Annotated in this window: 12 protein-coding genes and 1 tRNA gene; 7 read left to right on the top strand and 6 right to left on the bottom strand. The window is 66.7% G+C overall.

Translation table 11 applies throughout. The features are described 5' to 3' along the window. The first annotated feature begins 84 nt into the window (after positions 1 to 84). Together Q9235_RS08835 and Q9235_RS08830 are read left to right on the top strand one after the other, a co-directional pair. Complete coding sequence (locus Q9235_RS08835; protein WP_306226454.1) at positions 85 to 1476, top strand: polysaccharide biosynthesis protein; 1392 nt, start codon at positions 85 to 87, stop codon at positions 1474 to 1476. Continuing rightward, positions 1473 to 2351, top strand: coding sequence for a glycosyltransferase family 2 protein (locus Q9235_RS08830; RefSeq protein ID WP_306226453.1), 879 nt, complete (start codon positions 1473 to 1475; stop codon positions 2349 to 2351). The genes Q9235_RS08835 and Q9235_RS08830 overlap by 4 nt, the downstream gene beginning before the upstream one ends. A gap of 6 nt (positions 2352 to 2357) precedes the next feature. Here the strand turns inward: Q9235_RS08830 and Q9235_RS08825 are convergent, their stop codons facing one another. The 3 genes from Q9235_RS08825 to Q9235_RS08815 form a co-directional block, all read right to left on the bottom strand. After that, entirely contained in the window at positions 2358 to 3455 is a 1098-nt protein-coding gene (locus Q9235_RS08825) for a glycosyltransferase family 4 protein (protein WP_306228170.1), read from the bottom strand. Between the two features lie 180 nt (positions 3456 to 3635). Further along, positions 3636 to 5045: a type I glutamate--ammonia ligase gene (gene glnA, locus Q9235_RS08820; RefSeq protein ID WP_306226451.1), complete on the bottom strand. Its 1410-nt coding sequence runs from the start codon at positions 5043 to 5045 to the stop codon at positions 3636 to 3638. 97 nt (positions 5046 to 5142) lie between these two features. Further along, the gene (locus Q9235_RS08815) at positions 5143 to 5481 is read right to left on the bottom strand and encodes a P-II family nitrogen regulator (protein WP_047578144.1); all 339 of its coding nucleotides are present in this window, start codon (positions 5479 to 5481) and stop codon (positions 5143 to 5145) included. A 300-nt stretch (positions 5482 to 5781) separates the two neighbouring features. Between Q9235_RS08815 and Q9235_RS08810 the strand changes: the two genes are divergently transcribed. Next, positions 5782 to 7290 (top strand): NAD(P)H-hydrate dehydratase, encoded by a 1509-nt coding sequence (locus Q9235_RS08810; protein ID WP_306226450.1) that lies wholly within the window; start codon positions 5782 to 5784, stop codon positions 7288 to 7290. A gap of 80 nt (positions 7291 to 7370) precedes the next feature. On the opposite strand, the gene Q9235_RS08805 is transcribed toward Q9235_RS08810, so the two are convergent. Beyond that, positions 7371 to 7901, bottom strand: a complete 531-nt coding sequence (locus tag Q9235_RS08805) for a PRC-barrel domain-containing protein (protein WP_306226449.1) — start codon at positions 7899 to 7901, stop codon at positions 7371 to 7373. A gap of 292 nt (positions 7902 to 8193) precedes the next feature. Between Q9235_RS08805 and Q9235_RS08800 the strand changes: the two genes are divergently transcribed. Beyond that, on the top strand, positions 8194 to 8397 hold the full coding sequence (locus Q9235_RS08800) for a hypothetical protein (protein ID WP_306226447.1): 204 nt from the start codon (positions 8194 to 8196) through the stop codon (positions 8395 to 8397). 18 nt (positions 8398 to 8415) lie between these two features. Here the strand turns inward: Q9235_RS08800 and Q9235_RS08795 are convergent, their stop codons facing one another. Next, positions 8416 to 8583 carry a hypothetical protein gene (locus Q9235_RS08795; protein WP_306226446.1) on the bottom strand — a complete coding sequence of 56 codons (168 nt, stop codon included), beginning with the start codon at positions 8581 to 8583 and terminating at the stop codon, positions 8416 to 8418. Between the two features lie 329 nt (positions 8584 to 8912). Here Q9235_RS08795 and Q9235_RS08790 point away from each other — a divergent pair, with 329 nt between their 5' ends. Continuing rightward, positions 8913 to 9188: a hypothetical protein gene (locus tag Q9235_RS08790; RefSeq protein ID WP_306226444.1), complete on the top strand. Its 276-nt coding sequence runs from the start codon at positions 8913 to 8915 to the stop codon at positions 9186 to 9188. A 942-nt stretch (positions 9189 to 10130) separates the two neighbouring features. Here the strand turns inward: Q9235_RS08790 and Q9235_RS08785 are convergent. Continuing rightward, positions 10131 to 10205, bottom strand: a tRNA-Lys gene (locus tag Q9235_RS08785). A gap of 172 nt (positions 10206 to 10377) precedes the next feature. Here Q9235_RS08785 and Q9235_RS08780 point away from each other — a divergent pair. Both Q9235_RS08780 and pdhA read left to right on the top strand, forming a co-directional pair. Beyond that, on the top strand, positions 10378 to 10656 hold the full coding sequence (locus tag Q9235_RS08780; protein ID WP_306226443.1) for an FtsB family cell division protein: 279 nt from the start codon (positions 10378 to 10380) through the stop codon (positions 10654 to 10656). 274 nt (positions 10657 to 10930) lie between these two features. After that, positions 10931 to 12028, top strand: coding sequence for a pyruvate dehydrogenase (acetyl-transferring) E1 component subunit alpha (gene pdhA, locus Q9235_RS08775; protein ID WP_306226442.1), 1098 nt, complete (start codon positions 10931 to 10933; stop codon positions 12026 to 12028). The last annotated feature ends 57 nt before the right edge of the window (positions 12029 to 12085 follow it).

Here is a 12085-nt window from a genome sequence, read left to right as displayed (position 1 = left end):
ATTCCAGTTCGGCCGCTCGCGGCGCGAGGTTGCGTGCCGCGCCCGCTCGCGCGCTTTGCGTAGCCTGAGCGGAGCATCGCGCCGGTGGGCCAGATCGCCGCTCTCGGAGCCTATGTCTATCAGGCCGCGCTGGCGCTCGGGCTGCTGCTGCTGGTCTCGCGCATCCTGCCGGCGCAGGATTTCACCCATTACTCGCTCTTCGTCACGATCAGCCAGTTCGGCAGCATAGCCGCCTTCGAGTGGCTGCGCTTCTCCTGCAGCCGGTTCTATCCCGGTACGGACGAGACGGCGCAGCGCTCGGTCATCCTGTCCTCCTTCGTCATCTGCGCGCTGCTCTGCCTGCTGGCCGGGGCCGGCGTTCTGGTGTCCGGGCTGGCCTCGGCCGGGATCGCCATGGGCGGAGCGCTCGCCGCGGTCTGCCAGGGCGGCTCGGAGCTGCATCTGACGATGCTGCGCTTCCGGCAGGATTTCCGGCTGTTCTCGCTGCTGCAGGCCGCCCGTGCCTCGCTCCTGGCCGCCGGGACGATTGGAGGGGCCATCCTCGATCCCTCGCTCGGCGGCGCGGTCGCCGGCCTGCTCGCCGGCTATCTCGTCTACGGCATCGTGGCGCGCCTCGCAGGCGGCCCGCTCGCATCCGGCTTGAAGAGGCCGCGGCGCCCGCTGCTGATGAAGCACCTGACCTATGGCGGCGTCTCGGCCGGCGCGTCCGTCGCCGGCATCCTGGCCCCGCTCGGGCTCAAGGCGCTGCTGACCGCAGTGCTGGGCAGCCAGGGAGCGGCCGGCGCCTTGCTCGCGCTCGATCTGTTGCAGCGACCCTTCGTCATGGTGGTTTCCGCGCTTCAGGCGATCCGCTATCCCGAAATCGTCGCCGCCTACGACCGCGAGCCGGGCTCGCCCATCTTCCGCGAGCGCCTCGGCGACTATTACGGTTTGCTGGCGAGCTGCTCGCTCGCGACGGCTGCCGCGATCCTGTGCCTGCTGGCGCCGGCCGCCTTCTGGCTGGTCAAGGCCGAATTGCGCGAGAGCTTCCTGCTCGCGGCCCCGGCGGTGACCATCCTCGCCTTGCTGCGGGCCTGGGTGCAAACGCTGCTGCCGACGCCAGCGCATCTGATGCAGCGGCTGCGACCTATCATCGGGCTCGCCGTTGTCGATGCCGCCCTGCTCAATCTCGGTTCGCTCGCCGGCTGGAGCCTGTCCGGCGGGTCGCTGACCTGGCTGCTCTATGGCGGCGCGGCCGGGGCGGCCGTGGCGGTGATCATCGGTACGCCGCTGTTCCTGTCGATGTCGTTCCGCTGGCGCGGGTTGCCGCTGGCCAGCGCAGCGGCTGCGCTCGCGGTCGCCGTGCTCGCCAATGGCGGCGTGCCGCAGAGCTCGCTGCCGGTGACGGCAGGAGTCTTCCTGCTGTGCCTTCCGCCGGCCATCGCGACCATCGCTTCGCTGCTCCAGCGCCAGGGCGCTGCACCGGAGGCCTCATGAAGATCATCGTCGGGATCGCCACGGCCGGGCGCCGGGAGGTTCTCTCCGATACGCTGGCCCAGATCGCACGGCAGGAGCGCCGGCCCGAGGCGATCCTGATCTGCCCGGCCGTCGAGGCGGATGTGGACTGGGCCTATGCCGCAAGCCTCGGGATGACGGTGCGCCATATCGAGGCCGAGCGCGGACTCTGCGCCCAGCGCAACGCGATCGTCGACGCCGGTGCCGATGCCGATATCGTCGTGTTCTTCGACGACGATTTCCTGCCGGCCCCGTCCTTCCTGGGTGAGGTCGAGCGCCTCTTCTCGGGTGAGCCCGATATCGTGGTCGCGACCGGCCAGGTCCTCGCAGACGGCATTCACGGCCCAGGTCTCGGCGCGGAGGAATCGCTTGCGATCCTGGCGCACGACCAGCCTCCGGCCGAGGCCAGGATCACGCCGGTCGAGAATGCCTATGGCTGCAACATGGTGCTCGGCATGGCGGCGATCCGGCGAGCCGGCGCCCGCTTCGACGAGAACCTGCCGCTCTACGGCTGGCAGGAGGACACCGATTTCTGCCAGCAACTGGCCGGGCAGGGGCGCATCGTTCACAGCACGGCGTTGCGCGGCGTTCACCGCGGGAGCAAGCGCGGGCGGACGCCGGGGGTGCGCCTGGGCTATTCGCAGATGGCGAACCCCTTCTACCTCGTTCGGAAAGGCACGCTGCGGCCGGCCCGGGCCCTGCGGATGGCGGGAGGAAACCTCGCCGCCAATATGCTCGGCAGCCTGAAGCCGCAGGGGCTTGTCGACCGGCGCGGGCGCCTGAAGGGGAACCTGATCGCGTTCGCCGATCTCCTGCGCGGCCGGCTGAACCCGCGGCGGATCCTGTCGTTCGACTAGGCGTGGTCAGCGTCGCGGTGCGGCCATCTCCGACAAGGTCGCGAGCAGCGTCTCGGCGCTCTTGTCCCATGAGAAGCGAGCGAGATTGGCATGGCCCTTCTCGGGCAGGCCCAGCGCAGCGCCATCGGCATCCATGATCTGGCGCAGCGCCGCTTCGAGGCTGTCGCGATCGCGGGGATCGAAATAGAGCGCCGCCTCGCCGCAGGCTTCGCGGACCGCCGGGATATCCGCAGCCAGTACCGGGCAGCCCTGCGTCATCGCCTCGAGCGGCGGGATGCCGAAGCCCTCATAGAGGCTGGGGAAGACGAAGGCACGGGCGCGGCGCTCCAGCGCGACGATCTCGGCATCCGTCAGCCGTCCGGGGAAGACGAGGTTCTCGGCGCTCGCGGGCGCATCGGCCTTGAACACGCCGCTCTTGTCGAGCCCACCCGCGATGACGAGCTTCCAGCCGTGATCGCCGAGGGCGTCGAAGGCGCGGATGGCGAAGTCGATGTTCTTGTTGGGCTTCAGCGTGCCCAGCATGAAGAAGAAATTCGTGCCTTCGAGGCCGAGGCGCTGCAGCACGGATTCGTCCGGAACCAGTCCCGAAAAATGGTCGGTGGCGTTGTAGATCACCGGGACCTTCTCCGGCGCGACGCCGAAGATCGTGCCGAGCTCGCCGCGTGAGAACCGCGAGACGGTCGCGATGCGCGCGGTGCGCGTCAATCCGAAGCCGAGGAGTTTGTGGGTGGCGCGATAGGCGCGGCTGAACGCTTCCGGATGGCGGAAGATGGTGACGTCATGGATCACGACGAGCTGCCGGCGATGGAGCAGGGGGCCGCTGCCGCCGAAGCCGACGAGGATGTCTCCCGCGGCGCGGCGCGCGAGCGCGGTCTGTTCCCAAAGGTGGCCGGAGAATGGGCCGAAGCGTTCCAGCGCGATGTGCCGGAACTCGCCGGTTTCAGGAGTCTCCTGCGGCGCGAGCAATCGCCAGCGCGCGCCCTTCAGCGCTTCGGGAACGGCTCCTGCGCCGATCCTGCGATCCAGCGCCCTGGTCAATTCGAGAGCGAAGCGCTGCACGCCGGTGAGCGGCTGGCCGAGGAAGCGGCCGTTGATCGAGATCACCTGCAAGGCTTGAGCACCGCCATCCGGAAGTCGTGCGCCGACACTGCCGGATGACGGATGAAGGCGAGGTTACCCCGCATCGCGCAAGCCCGGCCAACGAAAAGGCCGGGGCGTCGCCGCCCCGGCCCAATCATATCCTGTCGGACCAGGCCGCTGCCTGCGCAGCCGGCCGGAAATCCCTCAGTACGAGTAGTACATCGCGAATTCGACCGGGTGCGGCGTCATCTCGAAGCGCGCCACGTCCTGCATCTTGAGCTCGATATAGCTCTCGATGAAGTCGTCGGAGAAGACGCCGCCGGCCTTGAGGAAGGCGTTGTCCTTCTTCAGCGCTTCCAGCGCCTCGCGCAGCGAGCCGCAGACGGTCGGGATCTTCTTCAGCTCGCGCGGCGGCAGGTCGTAGAGATCCTTGTCCATCGCCGGGCCGGGATCGATCTTGTTCACGATGCCGTCGAGGCCGGCCATCATCATGGCCGAGAAGGCGAGATAGGGGTTCGCCATCGGATCGGGGAAGCGGACCTCGACGCGCTTGGCCTTCGGCGAGGTCGTCCACGGAATACGGCAGGAGGCCGAGCGGTTGCGCGCCGAATAGGCGAGCAGCACCGGGGCCTCATAGCCCGGGACGAGGCGCTTGTAGGAGTTGGTCGAGGGGTTGGTGAAGGCGTTCAGCGCCTTGGCGTGCTTGATGATGCCGCCGATGTACCAGAGGCACTCCTGCGACAGGTCGGCGTATTTGTTGCCGGCGAAGAGCGGCTTGCCGTTCTTCCAGATGGACTGGTGGACATGCATGCCCGAGCCGTTGTCGCCATAGACCGGCTTCGGCATGAAGGTCGCCGTCTTGCCATAGCTCTGGGCGACGTTGTGGATGCAGTACTTGTAGGTCTGCAGCAGGTCGGCGGTCTTCACCAGCGTGTCGAACTTCATGCCGAGCTCGTGCTGGGCCGAGGCGACCTCATGGTGGTGCTTCTCGACGGCGACGCCCATCGAGGCCATGGCCGCGAGCATCTCGCCGCGCATGTCCTGAGCCATGTCCTGCGGCGGAACCGGGAAGTAGCCGCCCTTGGTGGCGATGCGGTGGCCGAGGTTGCCGCCCTCGTAATCGGTCATGCCGTTGATCGGCAGCTCGGCGGCGTCGAGCTTGAAGCCCGTGTTGTACGGGTCAGCGGCGATCTTGACGTCGTCGAAGATGAAGAACTCGGCCTCAGGGCCGACATAGACGGTGTCGCCGATGCCGGTCGACTTGAGATAAGCCTCGGCCTTCTTGGCGATGCCACGCGGGTCGCGGCTATAGGGTTCGCCGGTGGCGGGCTCGAGCACGTCGCAGTTGATGACCATGGTCGGAGCCGAGAAGAACGGGTCCATCACGGCGGTCGTCGGGTCCGGCATCAGCAGCATGTCGGACTCGTTGATCGCCTTCCAGCCGGCGATCGAGGAGCCGTCGAACATCGTGCCCTCGGCGAAGATGTCCTCGTCGATGATGCTGACGTCGAAGGTCCAGTGCTGCCACTTGCCGCGCGGGTCGGTGAAGCGGAAGTCGACGTATTTGACGTCGTTGTCCTTGATCGCCTTGAGGACATCCTTGGCGCTTTTCATTTCAGCAATTCCTCTTGCCAGCCATGTTCACATTGACGCTGCCGCACCCGGCTCCAATCCGGCCTGCGGCTCGTTATCCGATGATGGGGAGCGGTTCTCAGATCGCGTCCGCGCCGGTCTCGCCCGTGCGGATGCGGATCACCCCCTCGATGCTCGATACAAAAATCTTGCCATCTCCGATGCGGCCGGTCTGGGCGGCCTTCATGATGGCCTCGATGGCGCGATCCAGCATGTCGTCGGCGAGCACGATCTCGATCTTCACCTTCGGCAGGAAGTCGACCACGTATTCGGCGCCGCGATAGAGTTCGGTATGGCCCTTCTGGCGGCCGAAGCCCTTGGCTTCCAGGACGGTGATGCCCTGCAGCCCGACTTCCTGGAGGGCCTCCTTCACCTCGTCCAGCTTGAAGGGCTTGATGATCGCTTCGATCTTCTTCATGCGCCGACCGGCCTCCCTTGGATCTCGAGGTCCGGCCGGGGCCGGACTGTAGCTGACGGCGCCCTCGGGCGCGGGAAATAGCCCCGCGGCGTCGGACGCATGCAACCCTGCCTCTGCTCATAGCATTGGCGCTGGCGCCCCGCCATGCGGCAGCGCCTGCTGAGGCGCCCGACGAAAAGGCAATAAACAGCACAAAAAATTAGCATCTGCGCATCTGTTGATCATAAGCGGCATTCCGCCGCAACTTGCGGCCTGCCGGGCACCGCCTGAAGATGCGGCATGGACGATGCGGATACCGATATGACGGGCAGGGCGGAGCTCGCCTTGCTGACCACGCGGCAGATGGCGATGGCCGATCGCGTCGCGATTGCGGCGGGCACGCCCGGAATCGAGCTGATGGAACGTGCGGGCCGCGCGGTGGCAGATGCCGTGCTCATGCGAGCAGGGGCAGGAAGCACCGTCACTCTGCTCTGCGGGCCCGGCAATAATGGCGGCGACGGCTTCGTCGCGGCGCGGCTTCTGCGCGAGCAGGGGCTGAATGTCCGGGTGCTGCTGCCGGGTGGCGGCGACGGCTTCAAGGGCGATGCCGCGATCGCGCTGCAGCGCTGGGCCGGCCCGGTCGAGGCGCTGGGCTCGCTGCGCGATGCGCAGAGCGACATCTTCGTCGATGCACTGTTCGGCGCCGGCCTGACGCGCCCGCTCTCCGGGGGCTTCGCTGAAGCGGTGACGCTTCTCAACCGGGCGGGGCGCCCCGTGATTGCCGTCGACATGCCGAGCGGCGTGTCCGGCGATACCGGCAAGGCGGACGGCATCGCCGTCAGGGCAAGCGAGACCGTGACCTTCTTCCGCTTGAAGCCGGGGCATCTGCTCCAGCCGGGGCGGTCGCTCTGTGGCCCGGTGACCGTCGCCGATATCGGCATTCCCGTCCGGGCGGCGCTTGAGGCCGTCGAGGCGACGGCTTTCCGTAACGATCCCGCGCTCTGGCGGCGGGCCTGGCCGAAGCAAGAGGTCGATACGCATAAGTTCCGGCGCGGAGCCGTCGCTGTGCTGGCGGGCGGGATCGCGGGCGTCGGGGCGCCGCGGCTCGGCGCCCGCGCCGCGTTGCGGATCGGCGCCGGGCTTGCGACCCTTCTGTGCGAGCCCGACGCCCTGCCGATCCACGCGGCGCGGGGGCCGGATGCGCTGATGCAGCGAGCGGTGGCCGATCGCGCGACGCTGGAGGCCTTCCTCGGCGATCGGCGGGTCTCGGCCGTCCTCGCAGGACCAGCTTTGGGTCTCGACCGACGCGCGCAGGATCTCGTGCGCGCCGTGACCGAGGGCGACCGACCGGCCGCACTCGATGCCGATGCCCTGACCACGCTGGCGGGCTTTTCGGATGGTGGCGCGTGCCTTCTCCGGAATCGTGGCAGCGAGACCGTGCTGACACCCCATGAGGGCGAGTTTCAGCGGTTGTTCGGGCAGAAGCACTCGATCGCCGCGGAGCCGTCCAAGCTCGAGCGAGGCCGGAAGGCTGCGGCGCTGTCCGGGGCGGTCATCGTCTACAAGGGCGCGGATACGGTGATCGCGGCGCCGGACGGGCGTGCCGCCATCAACGCGACGGGATCGGCGGCGCTGGCGACGGCCGGGTCCGGCGATGTACTGGCCGGGATGATCGCTGGCCTGCTCGCCCAGGGCATGCCCGCCTTCGAGGCGGGCTGCGCGGCCGTCTGGCTGCATGGCCTCGCCGGCGAACGGCTTGGAATGGGGCTCATCGCCGACGATCTGCCGGAGGTCGTCCCATCGCTACTGCGGGAGTTGCTCGCGGCCTGACATATGACCATTGAAAAAGGCCCGCCCCGTTTCCACGGAGCGGACCTGTTCAGCTATTGATCCGCTTTGCGCGGTGTCCGTCAGGTGCCGGAATAGGTCACGCTAGGAGCAGACTTGAGCTGATCCTTGGTCATCGTGATCTTGCCGTGATCCGGATACATGGCCGGTGCCTTCGGCGCTGCCGCAGCCGGCGGGGAAGCCATGCCACCGCCACCCGTGCTGCCAGCACTACCGGCCGGAGCAGGCGCCGGAGCCGGCGGCGCGATCGGCTGGTCGCTCCATGTCACCTGGTCGAACGGGACCGCGACATCCTTCGAGCCGATGCCGAGGAAGCCGCCGACGCCGATCGTGACCATCTCGACCTTGCCGGTCTTGTCGACGATCACCTCGGTCACGTCGCCGACCTTCTTGTCGTCGGGACCATAGACGTCGACGCCGATCAGCTTGCTAGTGCGCCACTTGCCCTGGCCAGCGAGATTGGTCTCGGCCGGAGCGCTGGCGCTCGACTGCGTGGCGGTCGGCGCGGCGGGCGCAGAGGAGGGCGGGGTCGGGGCGCTGGTCTGCGCCATTGCGGCTGTAGCGAGCATCGCGACACCAACGGTGGACAACATGAGATGATGATGCCTGATCATATCTTCCTCCAGAATGTTTCCGCATTTTCGGCGGGTCGGATTGACAACAAACGAGAGGCGGATTTGTTCGGATGGTCGCCCGAGTAATTTCGTTCAAGGGCCGAAATCTTGAAGACGATGGTAGTCTGAGCGGCATATAGAGCCGCTCCGGCAGGATTGACTTGATCCTGTCGGGCGTTTGCTTGCCGGCTGGAGCTGTGCTCCAATGCCCTTCTCCTGCAAACGTCGCAGCCGCGGGCGCTGTTCCGCTTGGGCTCTACGAGGTGCTCCGATGTCGGCGGTTCCTGTCACGCTTTCCATCGACGAGCGCACGCTGGCCGTGCTCGACCGTCATATCGAAATTCATCGGCAAGGGCGTGCGCGTGCCGATGTCATTGCGGAGATTCTCGCCGCCTGGGCGGCAAGCCCGGAACGCGCCCTTGAGCCCGACGAGGGCCTGCGCCCCGAAGAGCTCAATGCGAGCAACGATTCCTGAACCTGCTCGGGGCGCGCGTCAGTCGTCGGCGTCGTCGCGCCGCAATTCGAAGGCGAGCATGGCTTCGGCAAGCGCCTGCAGTTCGCGATCCTTCTCGGCGCCGTCCGGCATCGCATTGAGCTCTTTGACGCGCTGCTGCGCGCGATCGTAGTCTTCGTCGGTATGGATCACGATGGGCAGCTTCACGGTCTCGGTCTCCTGATGGCGAGGCTGGCATGGGCCGGAGGACCGGCACGCCGCCCTCTCGTGACGATCGGATGCTGCCGGCGTCGAACCGAACGCCGGCCTGCGCGTCGTGTTCCTCGCATGGCGCATGGCATGGCGAATGAGGTTCGGCGGATCGGCCCGTTTTCGCAAGGCATCCGAGGTTCGGCCGCATGCTGTCATGATGCGGCTTCCACCATGCGCGGGTTCCTCGACTACGCGGCGGGATCGTCGACTTAAGCCTTCGGCAAGGGCCGAGCCGGCATGATGCGCGCTCCCTGGCTGAATGCAAGGAGCCGAGAGAGAGGGCGATGCGTGGTTTTCTGATTCCGGCCTGCCTGGCGGCGGCGATGGCTGCCGCCGCTACGCCGGCCTCCGCCTTCTGGCAGCGCTCGCAGGTCTCGGCCTGCTCCGACGCCACGACCGATGCGGAGCGTCAGCGCCTGCGCTGCTGGGAGCTCAACGCCTATGCCGATCCCGGCTGGCCAGCCCTTGGCGGGGCCGGTGGCGCCTACATGCTGCCTGCGCCGGCGATCCGCTCGGGTCACGGGCACAAGGGCGGCGGCGTCACGCGACGGCTTGGATGAGGTCGATGCGGAAGCGCGGCCGATGCCGACAGGCCCGGCAGGGCGCAGCGCACGGAGCCCGCTTCTGACGAGAGTCGCGAGGCCGCCGGATATGTCGGCCCCAGACGGCATGGAACTTGGGGTGGTCAGCAATCGTTCAGGTCTCGCGGCGGATCATGTGCGCCAGGAGGACCCTCGATGCGTGTCTCAATCCTTGCTCCTGCCTTGCTGCTCGGGTCATTCGCGACCGGCGCCGAGGCCATGCCGATGGCGCAGATTCCGGCAGCGCAGGACGTCCATCGCGTGCAGATGCAATGCACGCCGGCCAGTTGCATCGATCAGCGCACCGGCGTCTACACCCAGTCGACCTGCAATGCCTACGGGTGCCGGCCTATCGGAAGGGCCGTGGGGCGCTTGCCCGGCTATGGCGGCGGTGGTCCAGGCTACGGCTATGGAGGCGGCCAAGGCTATGGCCGTGGGGGTGGCGCAGGCTATGGGGGTGGCGGATATCGCGGATATCGAGGCGGGCCGTATGGTGGGCCGCCTCCAGCGACCTATTACAATCCCCCCACGTGTAGCGAATGCTAAACCCCGCGCTGCTTTCGATCAACGAGCGCGGCTGATGCCGGCTGAACTGCGGGCGAATCCAGGACATGCTCCGAAGCGCTGCGGAGTTTCGGGGTGGTTGCTGCTTGAGAATACCCGCGATCCCGACCAAGCCGACTGCGATTGTGCCGGCGGCATTCTCCGCCGCTTACCCGATGCGCGCGCTGGTTTCTTGGCGGCGAGACTTGCTGTTCCCCGGTCGCCGCCTTGCCTCGTCCCGGGCAGCAAATTGCTGCTGTCGCGAGGGCGACCGCAGCAGGCGGCCGGGTGATCTTGCGGGGAGCGATGGAAGTTAGGCAGAAGCCTGCGTTTCGATCCGAACACAGCCCGAAGTCACTTTAGCGGCTACGGTCCGGATGGTGAGCGGGGAGGGGATCGAACCCTCGACCACATGATTAAAAGTCACGTGCTCTACCACTGAGCTACCCGCCCTCACGCGGCGCTGACATACGGAGCCGAATGGCGGCGGTCAACTCGTTCCGTGCAGGGCGCGCGATTTTGCGGTGGAGTCGCGCCGGTTCCGGCGGGCGCGTTAACTCATCAGAAACCAAGCCGTCCTAGCGTCTGCGTCATGGTTATTCGCCGCGGTCTCCGGTCTATATTCGTGACGCTGGCCCTCTATCTCGTATCGGGGGCGGCCGTGGCCTATTTCATGTTCCACGCCCAGCACGGGGCCCGCGGCCTTGAGGCACGCGGCGCGATCCGGGAGTCGCTGCGCGACTTGGAGAGCGAACTCGCGGTGCTGACGACCGAGCGCAAATCCTGGGAGCAGAAGCTCGCCCTGGTGCGCAGCGACGCCGTCGATCGCGACCTCCTCGAAGAGAATGCCCGCCAGATCCTCGGCCGGACCCATAAGAACGACGTCGTCATCATGGGGCGGTGAGCTCGGCCGAACGGTCGTCTCCGCACAAGCGCAGCGGCAGCCGGCACGGAATTTCGGCGTCGGTTCCATGGACGGGCGAGTTCCAGCTTTCGATCCGGTTGTTCCAAAAGTCGCAGCGCTTAGTTCCGTACGTATCGATTAACTGAAATCAAGTTCATGCTGTCGACTTATTGTTTTTCAATGAGTTAGCTCATGTTGCATTGCGAGATAGCGTGCTCGCCAAGGTTTTTTTGATCCTCTACAACAATAGTCGGATGACCTTGGAGGACCGCCTATGGCTGTTGCTGCGCGTAAGTCGAAAGCTCCCGCTCAACCCAAAGCTGCCGCGAAACCGGCAAAGGCCCGTGCCGGCAAGGACGGCGCCGGCAAGGTCGAAGGAGCCCTCAGCAACACCCCGACCTTCACCAAGGACGAAGACCTTCACGCCTATCGCGAGATGCTGCTGATCCGGCGCTTCGAGGAGAAGGCCGGCCAGATGTACGGCATGGGCCTGATCGGCGGCTTCTGCCACCTCTATATCGGCCAGGAAGCCGTCGTCATCGGCATGCAGATGGCTTCCAAGGATGGCGACCAGGTCATCACCGGCTATCGCGATCACGGCCATATGCTGGCCTGCGGGATGGAATCGCGCGGTGTGATGGCTGAACTGACCGGCCGGCGCGGCGGCTATTCGCGCGGCAAGGGCGGCTCGATGCACATGTTCAGCCGCGAGAAGAACTTCTATGGCGGCCACGGCATCGTCGGCGGGCAGGTCTCGCTCGGGACGGGCCTCGCCTTCGCCGATTGGTATCGCGACGACAAGACAGTCTCGATGACCTATTTCGGCGATGGCGCTGCCAATCAGGGCCAGGTCTACGAGAGCTTCAACATGGCCCAGCTCTGGAAGCTGCCGGTCGTGTTCGTGATCGAGAACAACCGCTACGCCATGGGCACCTCGGTCAACCGCGCTTCGGCGCAGACCGATTTCTCCCGCCGCGGCGTCTCCTTCGGCATCCCGGGCGAGCAGGTCGACGGCATGGATGTCCGCGCGGTGCGCGAGGCCGGGCTGCGCGCCATCGAGCATGCCCGCTCCGGCAAGGGGCCGTATATCCTGGAGATGCAGACCTATCGCTATCGCGGGCATTCGATGTCCGACCCGGCGAAGTATCGGTCAAAGGACGAAGTCCAGCGCATGCGCGAGGAGCACGACCCGATCGAGCAGGTGCGCGCCCGCCTCGTCCGCGACTTCAAGGTCGGCGAGGACGAGCTAAAGGCGATCGACGCCAAGGTGCGCGAGATCGTCAACGACGCCGCCGAGTTCGCGACCCACGATCCCGAGCCGGATCCGTCGGAGCTCTATACCGACATCCTGCTGGAAGCCCCGCGGAGCTGATCGCTCCGCGCGTGCCGGCCTTCATCCTTTTCCCCGCGTCTTAGAATCCGGGTGCGT

The organism is Bosea beijingensis (assembly GCF_030758975.1).
Classification (GTDB): Bacteria; Pseudomonadota; Alphaproteobacteria; order Rhizobiales; family Beijerinckiaceae; genus Allobosea; species Allobosea beijingensis.
This window is presented reverse-complemented; position numbering and strand designations above follow the sequence as displayed.